Origin of the sequence: Achromobacter sp., assembly GCF_036567245.1 — a bacterium.
Lineage (GTDB): Bacteria > Pseudomonadota > Gammaproteobacteria > Burkholderiales > Burkholderiaceae_B > Achromobacter.
In genome coordinates, this window is sequence record NZ_DATCUY010000225.1 from 1 (window position 1) to 14862 (window position 14862).

The 14862-nt window shown below is 66.9% G+C and carries 17 protein-coding genes; 11 read left to right on the forward strand and 6 right to left on the reverse strand.

Features of this window, described 5'->3' with window-relative positions:
• The 4 genes from phnN to phnF all read right to left on the reverse strand — a co-directional run.
• The coding region (phnN, locus tag VIR09_RS09720) for a phosphonate metabolism protein/1,5-bisphosphokinase (PRPP-forming) PhnN (protein ID WP_332012670.1) at positions 1 to 506 on the reverse strand (506 nt) is incomplete at its 3' end.
• Positions 503 to 1246 (reverse strand): DUF1045 domain-containing protein, encoded by a 744-nt coding sequence (locus VIR09_RS09725; protein WP_332012671.1) that lies wholly within the window; start codon positions 1244 to 1246, stop codon positions 503 to 505. The genes VIR09_RS09725 and phnN, both read right to left, overlap by 4 nt.
• Before the next feature lie 2 nt (positions 1247 to 1248).
• On the reverse strand, positions 1249 to 2448 hold the full coding sequence (locus tag VIR09_RS09730; protein WP_332012672.1) for an alpha-D-ribose 1-methylphosphonate 5-triphosphate diphosphatase: 1200 nt from the start codon (positions 2446 to 2448) through the stop codon (positions 1249 to 1251).
• Positions 2449 to 2549: 101 nt separating this feature from the next.
• Positions 2550 to 3272: a phosphonate metabolism transcriptional regulator PhnF gene (phnF, locus tag VIR09_RS09735; protein WP_332012673.1), complete on the reverse strand. Its 723-nt coding sequence runs from the start codon at positions 3270 to 3272 to the stop codon at positions 2550 to 2552.
• Positions 3273 to 3457: 185 nt separating this feature from the next.
• Between phnF and phnG the strand changes: the two genes are divergently transcribed.
• The 9 genes from phnG (at position 3458) to VIR09_RS09780 (ending at position 10387) form a co-directional block, all read left to right on the forward strand.
• Positions 3458 to 3928 carry a phosphonate C-P lyase system protein PhnG gene (gene phnG / locus VIR09_RS09740; RefSeq protein ID WP_332012674.1) on the forward strand — a complete coding sequence of 157 codons (471 nt, stop codon included), beginning with the start codon at positions 3458 to 3460 and terminating at the stop codon, positions 3926 to 3928.
• 1 nt (position 3929) lies between these two features.
• A complete protein-coding gene (gene phnH, locus VIR09_RS09745; RefSeq protein ID WP_332012675.1) occupies positions 3930 to 4547 on the forward strand; it encodes a phosphonate C-P lyase system protein PhnH in 618 nt (205 codons plus the stop codon).
• Position 4548: 1 nt separating this feature from the next.
• A complete protein-coding gene (locus tag VIR09_RS09750) occupies positions 4549 to 5664 on the forward strand; it encodes a carbon-phosphorus lyase complex subunit PhnI (RefSeq protein ID WP_332012676.1) in 1116 nt (371 codons plus the stop codon).
• Positions 5661 to 6554: an alpha-D-ribose 1-methylphosphonate 5-phosphate C-P-lyase PhnJ gene (locus tag VIR09_RS09755; RefSeq protein WP_332012677.1), complete on the forward strand. Its 894-nt coding sequence runs from the start codon at positions 5661 to 5663 to the stop codon at positions 6552 to 6554. Before VIR09_RS09750 ends, VIR09_RS09755 begins: the two co-directional genes overlap by 4 nt.
• A complete protein-coding gene (phnK, locus tag VIR09_RS09760) occupies positions 6551 to 7327 on the forward strand; it encodes a phosphonate C-P lyase system protein PhnK (protein WP_332012678.1) in 777 nt (258 codons plus the stop codon). Before VIR09_RS09755 ends, phnK begins: the two co-directional genes overlap by 4 nt.
• Before the next feature lie 2 nt (positions 7328 to 7329).
• Positions 7330 to 8052, forward strand: a complete 723-nt coding sequence (phnL, locus tag VIR09_RS09765; protein ID WP_332012679.1) for a phosphonate C-P lyase system protein PhnL — start codon at positions 7330 to 7332, stop codon at positions 8050 to 8052.
• Positions 8052 to 9251 (forward strand): alpha-D-ribose 1-methylphosphonate 5-triphosphate diphosphatase, encoded by a 1200-nt coding sequence (locus VIR09_RS09770; protein ID WP_332012697.1) that lies wholly within the window; start codon positions 8052 to 8054, stop codon positions 9249 to 9251. The genes phnL and VIR09_RS09770 overlap by 1 nt, the downstream gene beginning before the upstream one ends.
• 21 nt (positions 9252 to 9272) lie before the next feature.
• Complete coding sequence (locus tag VIR09_RS09775) at positions 9273 to 9815, forward strand: MOSC domain-containing protein (protein ID WP_332012698.1); 543 nt, start codon at positions 9273 to 9275, stop codon at positions 9813 to 9815.
• Positions 9816 to 9952: 137 nt separating this feature from the next.
• The gene (locus VIR09_RS09780) at positions 9953 to 10387 is read left to right on the forward strand and encodes a hypothetical protein (protein WP_332012680.1); all 435 of its coding nucleotides are present in this window, start codon (positions 9953 to 9955) and stop codon (positions 10385 to 10387) included.
• A gap of 13 nt (positions 10388 to 10400) precedes the next feature.
• Here VIR09_RS09780 and VIR09_RS09785 read toward each other — a convergent pair whose 3' ends face one another.
• Positions 10401 to 10790 carry a hypothetical protein gene (locus VIR09_RS09785; protein WP_332012681.1) on the reverse strand — a complete coding sequence of 130 codons (390 nt, stop codon included), beginning with the start codon at positions 10788 to 10790 and terminating at the stop codon, positions 10401 to 10403.
• A 149-nt stretch (positions 10791 to 10939) separates the two neighbouring features.
• A complete protein-coding gene (locus VIR09_RS09790; RefSeq protein WP_332012682.1) occupies positions 10940 to 12235 on the reverse strand; it encodes a dicarboxylate/amino acid:cation symporter in 1296 nt (431 codons plus the stop codon).
• A 358-nt stretch (positions 12236 to 12593) separates the two neighbouring features.
• Here VIR09_RS09790 and VIR09_RS09795 point away from each other — a divergent pair, with 358 nt between their 5' ends.
• Complete coding sequence (locus tag VIR09_RS09795; RefSeq protein ID WP_332012683.1) at positions 12594 to 13493, forward strand: SMP-30/gluconolactonase/LRE family protein; 900 nt, start codon at positions 12594 to 12596, stop codon at positions 13491 to 13493.
• 210 nt (positions 13494 to 13703) lie between these two features.
• A complete protein-coding gene (fba, locus tag VIR09_RS09800; RefSeq protein WP_332012684.1) occupies positions 13704 to 14768 on the forward strand; it encodes a class II fructose-bisphosphate aldolase in 1065 nt (354 codons plus the stop codon).
• Positions 14769 to 14862: the final 94 nt, after the last annotated feature.

The window sequence follows — 14862 nt, forward strand, 5'->3', positions numbered from 1 at the left end:
ACGCGCAGCAGCTGGCACTGCAGTGGCACGGGGAAAGGCTGCGTGGCGCGCGCCAGGCGCTGCGCGATCTGTTCCGCGCTTTCGCGGCCGCGTCCCGCCAGGCGGCGGGCGAGCTGGCCGGGGTCGACAGTGACTTCCACGGCAGTCAATGCCGGGTAGCGCGAGTGCGCCTGTTCCAGGTGGGCGCGCGAGCCGTTGATGATGACCGCCGCGCCGCAGGACAGCCAGGCGTCTATCTCGATGCCGATGCCGTACTGCAAGCCATGGCTGGCCCAGCGCAATGCGAAGCAGCCCAGCGCGGCGCGGCGTCCGAACTCGTCTTCGGTCAGGCGCAGCGCGTCTTCGGTATCGCCGCTGTCGCGGGTGATGTAGCGATGCGCGACCAGCACGGGCTCGTCGCCGCGCAACTCCGCGCGCAGCAGGCGCAGCAAGGTGTCCTTGCCGCTGCCCGATGCGCCCATCAGGTAGATCAGCCGGGTGCCGTCGGCGGGAACGGAGGGTGTCATGCCGCGGCCGGCCCTTGCAGATAAGCGGCGCCGGCGGCGTCGGCGCAGGAGCCGTCGAAGCCGTAGTGCCGCGCCGCGACGAAGTCCGCGTCTGGCGTCGGTTGCACATAGACGCTGACACCGGGCACGGCCATGGCCTGCCCGCGCAAGGGGTCGGCGAACGCGGCGATGCCGGCCTGCGCCTGAGCCAGCGTGTCGCCTTCCAGCTTGCCGGTCAGGGTGATGTGGAAAACGTAGGTGTCGAACACATAGGGATAGCCCCAGCGCGCCAGCATGGATTGCTGCTCCGGACTCAGCGACTGCGGCTGGCGGCGGGCGGTCTCCTCGACCGTGGGCGGCGCGCGCAAGAGGTCCAGGTCGCGCACGGCGGCCTCGGCCAACGCCTGGATCCGCGCCCGTCCTTGCGTGTCGGACGAGGCGATGCGCCAGGCCAGGAAGCCGCGCAGCGGTTCGCATTCCAGTTCCAGCGAGAACGGGCTGCCATTACCGGCCAACTGGCGTGCGGCTGCGTCGAGCTGCTGCGGACTGACGCCCGGGCTCAGGCGGAAGGGCGGTTTCAACGTGGCGTGCAAGCCATAGTGGCGTGGCGCCGCGGTCCAGGCGCGCGAGTCGGCGTCTTGCCCAGGCAGCGGCGGCAGCGCCTCGCCGGTGTCGGCACAGCGGCCCAGCCAGCGGCTGCCGTGTTCGCGCCAGGGGCCGGTGGGCGCCAGGTACAGGGCGTAGCGATGGGCGAGCGGCATGGTCAGGCCGCCATGCGCTGGCTGTGGCCGTCGCCGAATGCGCGCGTGGCGTAGCGCAATTCGCCGCCCACGATCGCGGCGCAGACGCGGGGCAGACCCGGCACCTGATCGTCCACCACGATGGCGTCGGCGATCAATCCGGGCGCCAGCGCGCCGCGGTCCTTCAGACCGGCGGCGCGGGCCGGATTCAGCGACACCAGATCCCAGGCCTGCGCCAGCGGCAACACGCCGTCGCTGGCCAGCTTCATCACGGCGGCCAGCGGGGCTGGGTAGTAATAGTCGGACGTCAGGATGTCGCACAGGCCGGCGCGGATCATTTCGGTGGCGCTGGGCGCGCCTGTGTGGCTGCCGCCGCGCACGACATTGGGTGCGCCGAACACCACGGAATCGCCCAGGTCGCGAGCCACGCCTGCGGCTTCGCGGGTCAGCGGAAACTCCGCCACGCCGCAGCCTAGCTGGTGGTAGTAGCGGCGCGTGGCGGCATCCGGATCGTCGTGCGAGGCCACCTTCAGGCCGGCGTCCTGCGCGCAGCCGGTCAGTTCGCGCATGGCGTCGGCTACCGAATCGGCCGCCGACATGGCCGCGCGGATGCGGTCCTGGAAGACGTCGAGGTCGCACTCGGCGCGATTGGCGTACTGCATCAGTTTGCGTTCGTCGCCCAGGCGGCGCGCCATGCTGGGCAGGTGGTCATTCAGCGCCAGGAAGCGCACGCGGCCGTCGCGTATCCATTGCTGGGCTGTCTCCAGGCCACCCACGTGATGCGTCTCGAAACGCAGATGTACATAGTGCCGCGCTCCCATGAGGTGGCGCATGCTTTCCAGCGCGTCGAACATGCGCTCGGCGTAGGCCTCGCCGCGCAATCCGCCTTCCCAGGACAGCGTGACGCCGTGGAACTCGGTGGTGATGCCGTTGGCCAGCAACTGGCGGTCCACGTCGGACAAGGCGCTGTCATAGGGAAACGTCACACCGGGCCGCGGCATGACGGCGCGTTCGAAGGCGTCGCCGTGCAGGTCCACGATGCCCGGCAGTACCAGCAGATTGCCTGCGTCGAACCAGGGCGCACCCCGAGGCGCCGCGGCCGCGGAGCCTTCGATCAGTCCGCCGTGAAAGCGCAGGCTGGCCTGTTCGACGCCGCGCGGCGTCAGGATGCGTTGGCCTGTGACACCGGCCAGGGGCGAGGGGGCGTGCGTGTGTGTGTTCATGGCGTGACGTTAGCGGGATTGCATTACAACCAGATGTCTAGATGAGTTAAGCCGTCAGGCTGAGCTTTCCGCGCCGCCTGCGCGCAGGCGGCGGCCTTGTGTCAGGTGTCGTCTGTCACCATCAGCTGCACCAGGTCGCCCACGAAGCGGGCGACGCTGTATTGCAGCGGCGCGCCTTGCTGGTCCACGTTCAGGGCTTCCACCTGAAGAATGGGGCGGGTCTTGGGCTGGCCCAGCAGGCGGGCGATCTCGGGCGTGGGCAGCGCGGCGGTGATGCGCGACCACTTGCGCGTGTAATCGCCGATGCCGTAGTGGGTGTAGACCTTGGAGATCGAGCGCAGGGATGCCAGGCGCTCCGCGAAATCGGGGAAACGTTTTTCGTCGAAGAAGTGCTCGGAGACGCTGATGGGACGGTTTTCGGCCTTGCCCACGATCTGCACGCGCAACAGCGGCGCGGCACGGGTCAGGCCCAGGTGCTTGGCGATGTCGCCCGCGCGCAGGCTCTGGCTGCCCAGGACTTCCTGGTGGCCCAGCATGCCCTGGCTGCGCAGGTTCTCGGAAAAGCGCGTGCGCTTGCCGATGGCGTAGTCGATCGCGTGTTCCTGGACGAAGGTGCCGCGGCCCTGCTCGATGCGGACCAGGCCGCCTTGTTCCAATTCGCCCATCGCGCGGCGGATGGTATGGCGGTTGACGGAAAACTTGGCGGCCAGCTCGGGCTCGGAGGGCAGCTGTTCGCCTGCCGCATAGAGCTTGTTGCGGATATCGTCCGCAAGCGCTTCGCCGATTTGCCGCCAGACGGCGATGCCGGAACCTCTTTCGACCATAGGGTGTGCTCGTGCTGTCACATCAGCTTCATGAAGAATGGCAGTGATTGTGCACCATGCGGCGGCCGCCGGAAAGGCGCTGCGGGCAGGCTGCAACTGTCATCAAAAGTTCACGCCAGGCTGTTGAACTTCGTTTTCGAAGCGATCATACTCCATCCAGTCGTCTAGACGTTTAGAGGAAAAAAATGAATCACCCCAAGACAGGGCAGGATGCGGCGGGCGCGCAACGCGCCGCCTGGATGCGCGTGCTGGCGCTGGCCGATCCGGCCGCGCTGGATGGCGCTTTTTGCGCGTTGGCCGGCAAGCCCGGACACCAGATGCTGCGGCCGGCGCAAACCGGCATGGCCATGGTGCGAGCCCGCAGCGGCGGCACTGGCGCCCGTTTCAACCTGGGCGAAATGAGCGTGACACGTTGCGCGGTGACGATGGACGAGGGCGTGGTCGGGGTGGCGTATGTGCAAGGCCGCTCGCAGCGCCATGCCGAACAGGCCGCCGTGGCCGACGCGCTGCTGCAGCTGCCGGAATGGCATGACACGGTGCAGGCCCAGCTGATCCAGCCGCTGGCCCGCCTGCATGCCGAACGGATCGAGCGCCAGGCCCGCGTGGCGGCGCAGACCAAGGTGGAATTCTTCACGATGGTGCGAGGCGAGGACTGACATGCAACAACAGATACAAGCCGCCGCGGCCTCGGGCCGGGCGCTGCTTCCGGGGTTCGCGGACCCCGTCGGCGACGCGCAGGCCACGTTCCGCGCCGCGCTCGACGCGCTGGCCCATCCGGGGCGCATCAACGAGATCCTGGCCGAAACCGGCGTGCCCGCCGGCCTGTCGCCGGCCATGACCGCGATGCTGCTGACGCTGGTGGATGTGGATACGCCGCTGTGGCTGCCGGAGAGCATCAACGCGGATGCGATTGCCTTCCTGCGTTTTCATTGCGGTTGCCCCATCGTGCCTTCGCCGTCGCTGGCGCGCTTTGCCGCGGTGCCCGCCGGCGGCAAGGCGCCGGCGCTGTCGTCCTGCCACCAGGGCGACCCGGCCTATCCCGATCTGTCCACCACCTTGCTGATCGAGGTCGAGTCTTTGTCGGAAGGAGAGCCCGTCATCCTCAGCGGTCCAGGCATACAGAGCCAGCAGGTCCTGCGCGTGGCCGGGCTGCCCGAAGGCTTCTGGCGCGAATGGCGCCTCAATCATCAACGTTTTCCGCTGGGCGTCGACGTGTTTCTGACGCAGGAACGGCGGATTTGCGCACTGCCGCGCAGCACGCGCAAGGAGAGCTGACATGTATGTAGCCGTAAAAGGGGGCGAACGCGCCATCCTCAATTCCTACCGCATGCTGGACGATTACCGGCGCGGCGACCGCGAAGTGCCCGAGCTGAGCCTGGACCAGATCCGCGAACAGATGCCGCTGGCGGTGTCGCGGGTCATGGCGGAGGGCTCGCTCTACGATCCGCAGTTGGCGGCGCTGGCCATCAAGCAGGCCGCGGGCGACGTGATCGAAGCCGTGTTCCTGCTGCGCGCCTATCGCACCACCTTGTCGCGCTTCGGCTACACCCAGCCCATCGACACTGGCCGCATGCGTCTGCAGCGCCGCATTTCGTCCACGTTCAAGGACGTGCCCGGCGGCCAGATCCTGGGGCCGACCTACGACTACACCCAACGCCTGCTGGACTTCTCGCTTGAAGCGCAGCGCGAAGCCGACGCCTTGCCGCCGGGCGGCGAGGCGCTGGACAGCGCCATGCCGCGCGTCACCGACCTGCTGGCGCACGACGACCTGATCGACGCGGAAGCCGTGCCCGAAGGCGATCCAGAACCTTTCGACCTGACCCGCCAGCCGCTGGATTTTCCGGCGTCGCGCGCGGCCCGCTTGCAGAACCTGGCGCGCGCCGATGAAGGCTTTCTGCTGTCGATGGGCTATTCGACCCAGCGCGGCTACGGCAACACCCACCCCTTCGCTGCCGAGATCCGCTACGGCGCGCTGGAGGTGGAGATGCATATCGAGGAACTGGGCTTCGCCGTCGCCGTGGGGGAGATCGAAATCACCGAATGCCAGATGGTGAGCCAGTTCGCGGGTAGCGCCGAGGAAGGCCCGAAGTTCACCCGGGGCTATGGGCTGACCTTCGGCTACGGCGAACGCAAGGTCATGTCGATGGCGCTGGTGGACCGCGCGCTCAAGGCGCGCGACCTGGGCGAGCGCGCCGATTCCCCGGCCAACGACCACGAATTCGTGCTCTACCACAGCGACAACGTCGAAGCCTCCGGCTTCGTGCAGCACTTGAAGCTGCCGCATTACGTGGACTTCCAGGCCAATCTGGAACTGTTGCGGCGCATGCGCGCCGAACGCGCCGCGCCCGAGGCCGCGCGCACCGATCTGATGGACGAGGCGGTTTCCCCATGACTACGCAACACGCAACGGTCGAACGCGACGACCACTACAACTTCGCCTACCTGGATGAATCCACCAAGCGCATGCTGCGCCGCGCCTTGCTCAAGGCCGTCGCCATTCCCGGCTACCAGGTGCCCTTCGGCAGCCGCGAAATGCCGCTGCCCTATGGCTGGGGCACCGGCGGCATTCAGGTCACCGCGTCCATCATCGGCGCGAACGACGTGCTCAAGGTGATAGACCAGGGCTCGGACGACACCACCAACGCCATCAACATCCGCCGCTTCTTCGGCCGCGTCACGGGCGTGGCGACGACGGAGTCCACGCCCGCGGCCACCATCGTCCAGACCCGCCACCGCATCCCCGAGACGCCGCTGGCGGAAGGGCAGATCATGGTGTTCCAGGTGCCCATCCCCGAGCCGCTGCGCTGGCTGGAACCCAGCGAAACCGAGACGCGCACCATGCACGCGCTGGCCGAGTACGGCGGCATGCACGTCAAGCTTTACGAAGACATCGCCCAGCATGGCCACATCGCCACCACCTACGACTATCCGGTCATCGTGAACGGCCGCTACATGATGCGGCCTTCGCCCATCCCCAAGTTCGACAACCCCAAGCTGGACGGCAGTCCTGCGTTGATGCTGTTTGGCGCGGGCCGCGAAAAGCGGGTTTACGCGGTGCCGCCCTATACCTCCGTGAAAAGCCTGGACTTCGAGGACCACCCGTTCCAGGTGGAGACCTGGAGCGAATGCTGCGACCTGTGCGGATCGCGCGAGAGCTATCTGGACGAGATCATCCTGGACGACGCGGGCACACGCCGCTTCGTCTGCTCCGACACCGAGTACTGCAACGACCGCCAGGCGCGGCAGGGCGCGGAACAATCCAACCAGGAGGCCGCGGCATGAACGCCCAACCTTTGCTTTCCGTGCGCAACATGACGCGCACCTGGGACGGTGTGCACGGCTGCCGCGACGTCAACTTCGATCTGTATCCCGGCGAAGTGCTGTGCGTGGTCGGCGAGTCCGGCTCGGGCAAGAGCACGCTGCTGTCGGCCGTGTCGTACCAGACCCGGCCGGACGCGGGCAGCGTCTGGTACGACACCCGCGATCAGGGTTTCACCGACCTGGCCGCGCTGCCGGGCGCGCGCCTGCGCCTGCTGTCTCGCACTGACTGGGGCTTCGTGCGGCAGAACGCCAGGGATGGCCTGCGCATGCAGGTCAGCGCCGGCGCCAACATCGCGGAGCGGCTGATGGCCGTGGGCGACCGGCACTATGGCGACTTGCGCCAGGCCGCCGGCAACTGGCTGCAGAAGATGGAGATCGACGCGGGCCGGCTGGACGACAGGCCCACCTCGTTCTCAGGAGGCATGCAGCAGCGCCTGCAGATCGCCCGCAACCTGGTGACCCACCCCCGGCTGGTGTTCATGGACGAGCCTACGGCCTCGCTCGACGTGTCGGTGCAGGCGCGCTTGCTGGACTTGTTGCGCCAGTTGGTGGCCGACCTGGGCCTGGCCGCCATCGTCGTGACCCATGACCTGGCCGTGGCGCGCCTGCTGGCGCACCGCACCCTGGTCATGCGCGGCGGCTTCGTGGTCGAAAGCGGCCTGACCGACCAGATCCTCGACGACCCGCAGCACCCCTACACCCAGTTGCTGGTGTCCTCCATTTTGCAGAGCTGACCATGCCTGAAAAGACTCCCATGATCGAGGTGCGGGGCCTCGGAAAGATGTTCACCCTGCATAACCAGGGCGGCATGCGCCTGCCGGTGCTGGAATCGGTCGACTTCGACGCGGCCGCGGGCGACTGCCTGGTGCTGGCTGGGCCGTCCGGCACCGGCAAGAGCACCTTGCTGCGCTGCCTCTATGGCAACTATCTGGCCACCGAGGGCAGCATCCGGGTGCGCTGGAACGATGAATGGGTGGAGCTGGCCGGCGCGCCCGAGCAGCTCATCCTGGCCCTGCGTCGCGAGGTGATCGGCTACGTCAGCCAGTTCCTGCGCGTGATTCCGCGGGTGTCGGCGCTGGACGTGGTGGCCGAACCGCTGCGCGCGGCGGGGGTGGACGCCGACGAGGCCCGCTCCCGTGCCGCGGCGCTGCTGCAGCGCCTGAACGTGCCGCCGCGCCTGTGGGGGCTGGCGCCCGCCACCTTTTCGGGCGGCGAGCAGCAGCGCGTGAACATTGCGCGCGGTTTCATCGCCCGCCATCCCATCCTGTTGCTGGACGAACCCACGGCGTCGCTGGACGCTGACAACCGCCAGGTGGTGATTGAGCTGATCCGCGAGGCCATGGCCGAGGGCCGTTGCCTCTTGGGCATTTTCCACGACGCCGAAGTGCGCGACGCCGTCGCCACGCAGACGCTGGCCTTGCGTCCCGCCCAACCCGTATTGGCCGACCTGGAGCAATGATGCAAAGCACCTATCTCACCCATGCCCGCGTGGTGCTGCAGGACCGTGTCCTGGAGGACAGCGCCGTCCTGATCGACGATGGCCGCATCGTCGCCATCGAACCCGCTGGCGCGCGCGCGGACCGCGAGATCGATCTCTGCGGCCAGACCTTGCTGCCGGGGCTGATCGACCTGCACTGCGACGCCATTGAAAAGGAAGCCGAGCCGCGTTCGCGGGTGCTGTTTCCGCTGGACTTCGCGGTGGCCCAGGTCGACCGCCGCAATGCCGCGGCCGGCATCACCACGCCGTATCACGCGCTGTCCTTCGCCAACAGCGAATGGGGCGTGCGCAACAACCAGACCGCGGCGGAAGTGGTGCGTACCGTGCGCGCCTTCCGCCAGCACAGCCTGGTCGACAACCGCGTCCACTGCCGCTATGAAGTTACCGACGCCACCTCGGTGGACGTGCTGCGCGCGCTGATGGACGAGGGCGCCGTGGACCTGCTGTCGGTCATGGACCATTCGCCGGGCCAGGGGCAGTTCAAGACGCTGGAGTCCTATCTGCAATACATGATGGGCAACCACGCCATGAGCCGCGAGCAGGCCGAGGAAGCCGCGCAGGCCAAGACGCGCGCCAAGGATGGCGCGGTGACGCGGGTGGAGGCGCTGCTGTCGCATGCGCAAGGACTGGGCATCCCCACCGCCAGCCATGACGACGATTCGATCCAGCGCATTGCCACCATGCGCAACCTGGGCGTGGCCATGAGCGAGTTCCCGATCACCCTGGATACCGCGCGCGCCGCGGTATCCTGCGGCCTGCCCACCATCCTGGGCGCGCCCAATGTGCTGCGGGGCCAGAGCCAGAGCGGCTCGATGCGCGCCATCGACGCCATCCGCGCGGGCGTGGCCAGCTGCCTGTGTTCGGACTACCAGCCATCCGCGCTGATCGCCGCCGCTTTCACGGTGGCCGCGCAAACCGACCTGACGCTGCCGCAGGCGATTGCGCTGGTCACGCTGAACCCGGCGCAGGCTTGCGGCCTGTCCGACCGCGGGCGCATCGCGCCGGGCCAGCGCGCCGATCTGGTGGCGGTGGCGCAAGTGGGCGCGCAGCCGCTGATCAGCCATACCTGGTCGGCCGGCCGGCTGGTATTCTCGGCGCACTATCCGCCCGTGCGCGCGAGCGAGCAGCGGGCGCCCGAGGCGCAGGTCCTGACCGCCTGAACCCGTTCCTGGAGAGACGTGATGCATCCCATCGTGACAGCCGTGGCCTGCAGCCCCGCGCACGGGTTCAGCAAGCCGGTCGTGTCGGCGATCATGCTGTTGAAGGGGCTGGGAGTGGAAGGCGACGCTCACATGGGCGTCACGGTCAAGCACCGTTCCCGCGTCAAGGCAGACCCCACCCAGCCCAATTTGCGGCAGGTCCATCTGATCCACGGCGAACTGCACGATGAACTGCAACTGGCCGGCTTCAACGTGGCCGAAGGCACCATGGGAGAGAACATCACCACCCGTGGCATCGACCTGTTGGGGTTGCCGCGGGGCGCGCGCCTGCACCTCGGCGCGGACGCAGTGGTGGAAATCACCGGCCTGCGCAATCCCTGCTCGCAACTCGACAACTACCAGCAGGGCCTGACCGCCGCCGTCTTGGGCCGCCATCCGGACGGCAGCCTGATGCGCCGCGCCGGCATCATGGGCATCGTGATCGAAGGCGGGGCGGTGAGCGCGGGCGATCCGATCCGCGTGGCGCTTCCGGACTTGCCGCATCTGCCGCTGGAGCGAGTCTGATATCCATAGCCCCAAGGGCAATCTGTCGCAAAAACATCGCCGCCAGGCGCAGCCGGGAGGCCGCGCATCTGGTTAAATGGCGGGAAAGGCGCGGCCGCGATTTCCGCGGCGCGCCGGCCCTTTTTCCGGAGTTCGCGATGGCACGATTCAATTTCACCCAGGATCCCGAGGAACCCGATCTGTGGGCCGCGGAGAACGTCGCCGCCGGCAAGGGCCGTCCGCCCATCCACGTGATGATCCAGACTGACGGCGAAGAGCCCGACAGCAGCGCGTCCAAGGTGGTCAAGGCCATCATCGACGACCTCGACGACCAGATCCTGGCCGCGGCCGAGCTCCTGCTGGAAAACTACTCCTACGAGCACTACAAGAAGCTCGGCCTGGACGACAACCAGCTGCCGCAGGAAGAAACCGCCGAGGCCATGGCCCAACACGCCGTGCTGCGCGCGCTGTGGCTGTTCGACGAAGACGGCGACGGCTACGAGCTGTGGTTCACGCTGCCCTGGGATCCGGTGCATACCTACGACGTGGAATTCGAGGACGGCGCGCCCGTCTCGTGCTCGGTCAACGACTAAGGGGGTACAGGCCCTAGGGCCGTTGCTGGCGCTCCAGTTCGAACTTGGTCGCCTGGCTCTGTCCCAGCGAATCGTCGTAGCGGTAGAGCATTTTCAGGGACTTGCCCCTGCGGACCGTGTCGGCGGCGATGTTCTCAAGCACCACGTCGATCTCGCGGCCGACAAATTGGGTGCAGTCGGTATCGGCGCGGGCGCCTTCGGGTATGTCCGCGTTCCTGACCTTCAGCCTGAACATCAATTGCGTCAGTTCCGTGCCGTCGGTGCGGAACTGGCGCATCACCACCGGCAGGTTGGCCACGGTGCCGCCCAACTCGCAGGAAATGCGGGTCCAGGCGTATGAGGCGGGAGTGGCGGACATCAGGGCCGCGGCCGCCAGGGCGCAGCGCAGGCTTAAGCGTTTCATGGCATGAGAACTGAGCGTGGCGCCCATGCGCGCCGCGCCGGAATAGGGAGCGAAGGGTTTCTATGTTGCTCCCGGCCATGGCGCCGGTCAAGCTGGCGCAAGCCATAAAAAAAACGGGCCATGCGGCCCGTTTTTTATTGCCTGTTGCTTCAGGCGTTCTGGCTCGCGGCCTGGTCCTGGCGGACTTCATCGGAGGCGGGCTCGGTTTCAGCCGCGTCCTCGCGATGGCCTTCCAGCTTGGAAATGACGGCGGTGGCCAGGCTGTTGCCGACCACGTTGGTGGCCGTGCGGCCCATGTCGAAGAACTGGTCGATGCCCATGATCAGCAGCAGGCCGGCTTCCGGCAGATGGAACATCGGCAGCGTCGCCGCGACCACCACGAGCGAGGCGCGCGCCACGCCGGCCATGCCCTTGCTGGTCACCATCAGCACCAGCAGCAGCGTCAGCTGCTGCGTAAAGCTCATCTGGATGTTGTAGGCCTGGGCGATGAACAGCACCGCGAAGGACTGGTACATCATCGAGCCGTCCAGGTTGAAGGAGTAGCCCAGCGGCAGGACGAAGCCCGAGATGCGCTTGGGCACGCCAAAGCGGGTCAGCGCCTCGATGGTCTTGGGGTAGGCCGATTCGCTGCTGGCCGTGGAGAATGCGAGCAGTGTGGGTTCCTTGATCAGGCCGCCCAGGCGGAACGTGGACTTGCCCAGGAACAGGTAACCCACGCCGAACAGGATGGCCCACAGCAGCGCCAGTCCCAGGTAGAACTCGCCTATCAGCTTGCCGTAGCTGACCAGCACGCCCAGGCCCTCGGTGGTGATGGCGGCGGCCATGGCGGCGAACACGCCGATGGGCGCGAAGCGCATCACGTAGTCCGTCACCCGGAACATGATCTTGGCCAGCTCGTCGATCAGGTTGTAGATGGTGTTGTGGCCCTTGCCGCGGATGAAGGACAGGGCGGCGCCGAAGAACAGCGAGAACACCAGGATCTGCAGGATCTCGTTGTTGGCCATGGCTTCGGCGATGCTGCGCGGGAACACGTGCGTAATGAAGGCCTTCAGCGTGAAGTCGCCGGTCTTCAATCCCGAAGTCAGGCCTGCGTCCGGCAGCGCCAGGTTCATGTGCGCGCCGGGCTGGAAGATATTGACCAGCGCCAGGCCCAGCAGCAGCGACAGCGCCGAGGCGGCGATGAACCAGACCATGGCGCGCATGCCGATGCGGCCCACGGCGCTGGCGTCGCTCATGCTGGCCAGGCCAGTCACCAGAGTGGCGAACACCAGCGGCGCGATGATCATCTTGATCATCCGCAGGAAGATGTCGGTGATGAGACTGAAGTACGAGGCGATCTGCGCCGCCTCCTTCTCGTTCTGCGCATATTTGTGGCAGAAATAGCCCACCACGATGCCCAGCACCATGGCGATGCCGATATAACGCGTCAGCTTCTTAGTGTTCATGATCAAAACGGAAAATGGGATCGGTAGCCTGGCCCGTCGAAGCGGGCGCGCCGGCATGGGGGCGGGCAAGAGGATCCGGGGGCGGAATGCCAGGGCGGGCCGCGAGGCGCGGGTTTACCCTTGGGGCGCGATGTTAACGCTGCAAACCTGACGCGTAGTTGTCAGATCGGGGACGGATGGGGCGGCTTTCTTGGGACGGTTCACCCCAAGCGGGTGATACCAGAGTTGTATCAATTTGGAACCGCTGCACTATCGCCAGCCGCCATGCCAGAATGGTTCGGTCCGGGCGTCCGCTGGAGCGGCGCGGGGCGACGCGAACAACAGGCCCCCGCGTGGGGCCGCACAAGGAGACTAGGCAATGCCAAAACGCGAATTGTCCGTGCTGGCGTCCGGATATACCTATCTGGAGGGCCTGCGCTGGCACGAGAACCGTCTGTGGGCGTCGGATTTCTACACCGAGCAGGTCATCGCCGTGGACCTGGACGGCAAGGTCGAGCAGATCTGCAAGGTGCCGCAGCAGCCGTCCGGGCTGGGTTGGCTGCCGGACGGCCGCCTGCTGATCGCGTCCATGAAGGACCGCAAGCTCCTGCGCCGCGAGGCGGACGGCGCGCTGGCCGTGCACGCCGACCTGTCGGCGTTGACTGGCGGGCCGGTCAACGACATGGTCGTGGACGCGCAGGGCAGGGCCTATGTGGGCAATTTCGGCTTTGACCTGATGGCCGGCGAACCGGTCCGCAATACCGGCATCGTGCGCGTCGATCCCGACGGTTCCGTACGGCAGGTGGCCGATGGCCTGTGCTTTCCCAACGGCTCGTTCATCACGCCGGACGGCAAGACCATGATCGTCAACGAAACCTTCGGCAACCGCATTTCCGAGTTCGACATCCTGGCCGACGGCGGACTGGGGCCGCGCCGCGACTGGGCCGATTTTGGTCCCTTGCCGGCCAGCGGCGACCTGGGCGTGCTGATCGCCGCTTCCGCCATCGGGCCCGACGGCGGCGCGCTGGACGCCGAAGGGGCCTTGTGGGTGGCCGACGCCATCGGCAAGCGCATCGTGCGCGTGGCGCGCGGCGGCAAGATCCTGGAGCAGATCGACACCGGCGAATTCGGCATCTTCGCCGCCGCCCTGGGCGGACCAGACGGCCGGACCCTGTTCATGGCCGCCGCACCCGACTTCATCGAAGCCAACCGGCGTGCCAAGCACGAAGGCCGGATCCTGATGACGCGGGTGGACGTCCCGCACGCCGGCCGGCCTTGAAAAAGGCTGACGCCTTGCCGCGGAGCCCTGGCGGCTCCGCCGCGCCCTCGGTCCTTCGGGGGAGTTGCAGGCCGGCCTGAGCCTTTCGTGCTCATCTGAATGGACCGGATACGGGCGGTTGCAAGACCTTTCGTCGAATCCCCCGTAAAATCACGCCATTCAGCAAGGCTTCAACCATCTTTCAATAGACAGTACTAAGGAGGACCACTCATGGCCCTAGTCTCCATGCGCCAGTTGCTCGACCACGCCGCCGAGCACGGTTACGGCATTCCCGCTTTCAACGTCAATAACCTGGAACAGGTCCAGGCCATCATGGAAGCCGCTGCGGAGACCGACAGCCCGGTGATCATGCAAGCCTCGGCCGGCGCGCGCAAGTACGCGGGCGAGGGCTTCCTGAAGCACCTGATCCAGGCCGCCGTGGAATCCTATCCGCACATCCCCGTGGTCATGCACCAGGACCACGGCCAGTCGCCCAAGATCTGCCAAGGCGCCATCGACCTGGGCTTCTCCAGCGTCATGATGGACGGTTCGCTCAAGGAAGACGGCAAGACCATCGCCGACTACGACTACAACGTGGACGTGACCAAGAAGGTCGTGGACACCGCCCACAAGCTGGGCGTGACGGTCGAAGGCGAACTGGGCTGCCTGGGTTCCCTGGAAACCATGGAAGGCGACAAGGAAGACGGCCACGGCGCCGACGGCAAGCTGACCATGGACCAGCTGCTGACCGACCCGGAGCAAGCCGCCGACTTCGTGCGCCGCACGCAGCTGGACGCGCTGGCCATCGCCATCGGCACCAGCCACGGCGCCTACAAGTTCACGCGCAAGCCCACCGGCGACATCCTGTCGATCTCCCGCATCAAGGAAATCCACGCCCGCCTGCCGAACACCCACCTGGTGATGCATGGCAGCTCCAGCGTGCCGCAGGAACTGCTGGCCGAGATCCGCGAATTCGGCGGCAACATGAAGGAAACCTACGGCGTGCCCGTCGAGGAAATCCAGGAAGCCATCAAGTACGGCGTGCGCAAGATCAATATCGACACCGATATCCGTCTGGCCATGACCGGCGCGATCCGCCGCTTCTTCGCCGAGAACCCCGAAAAGTTCGACCCGCGCGAATACCTGAAGCCCGCCCGCGCCGCCGCCAAGGCCATCTGTGTGGCTCGCTACACCGAATTCGGCACCGCCGGCAACGCCAGCAAGATCAAGGCGCTGCCGCTGACCGAAATCGCCGCGCAATACGCGTCGGGCAAGCTGGCCCAGGTGGTTCAGTAAGCATCTGCCGCAGGCGCTGACGCCAGAGGCGTCCGGCGCCCGAGCGCAAAAAAGAGCGGTCCGCCCAGGCGGACCGCTCTTTTTTTGCCTGCGC

Coding starts and splice junctions, on each gene's coding strand:
- VIR09_RS09785 (WP_332012681.1), bottom strand. CDS start 10,790: ATGAAACGCTTAAGCCTGCGCTGCGCCCTGGCGGCCGCGGCCCTGATG.
- VIR09_RS09730 (WP_332012672.1), bottom strand. CDS start 2,448: ATGAACACACACACGCACGCCCCCTCGCCCCTGGCCGGTGTCACAGGC.
- VIR09_RS09790 (WP_332012682.1), bottom strand. CDS start 12,235: ATGAACACTAAGAAGCTGACGCGTTATATCGGCATCGCCATGGTGCTG.
- fba (WP_332012684.1), top strand. CDS start 13,704: ATGGCCCTAGTCTCCATGCGCCAGTTGCTCGACCACGCCGCCGAGCAC.
- VIR09_RS09795 (WP_332012683.1), top strand. CDS start 12,594: ATGCCAAAACGCGAATTGTCCGTGCTGGCGTCCGGATATACCTATCTG.
- VIR09_RS09780 (WP_332012680.1), top strand. CDS start 9,953: ATGGCACGATTCAATTTCACCCAGGATCCCGAGGAACCCGATCTGTGG.
- phnF (WP_332012673.1), bottom strand. CDS start 3,272: ATGGTCGAAAGAGGTTCCGGCATCGCCGTCTGGCGGCAAATCGGCGAA.
- phnK (WP_332012678.1), top strand. CDS start 6,551: ATGAACGCCCAACCTTTGCTTTCCGTGCGCAACATGACGCGCACCTGG.
- phnH (WP_332012675.1), top strand. CDS start 3,930: ATGCAACAACAGATACAAGCCGCCGCGGCCTCGGGCCGGGCGCTGCTT.
- VIR09_RS09775 (WP_332012698.1), top strand. CDS start 9,273: ATGCATCCCATCGTGACAGCCGTGGCCTGCAGCCCCGCGCACGGGTTC.
- VIR09_RS09755 (WP_332012677.1), top strand. CDS start 5,661: ATGACTACGCAACACGCAACGGTCGAACGCGACGACCACTACAACTTC.
- phnG (WP_332012674.1), top strand. CDS start 3,458: ATGAATCACCCCAAGACAGGGCAGGATGCGGCGGGCGCGCAACGCGCC.
- VIR09_RS09725 (WP_332012671.1), bottom strand. CDS start 1,246: ATGCCGCTCGCCCATCGCTACGCCCTGTACCTGGCGCCCACCGGCCCC.
- VIR09_RS09770 (WP_332012697.1), top strand. CDS start 8,052: ATGCAAAGCACCTATCTCACCCATGCCCGCGTGGTGCTGCAGGACCGT.
- VIR09_RS09750 (WP_332012676.1), top strand. CDS start 4,549: ATGTATGTAGCCGTAAAAGGGGGCGAACGCGCCATCCTCAATTCCTAC.
- phnL (WP_332012679.1), top strand. CDS start 7,330: ATGCCTGAAAAGACTCCCATGATCGAGGTGCGGGGCCTCGGAAAGATG.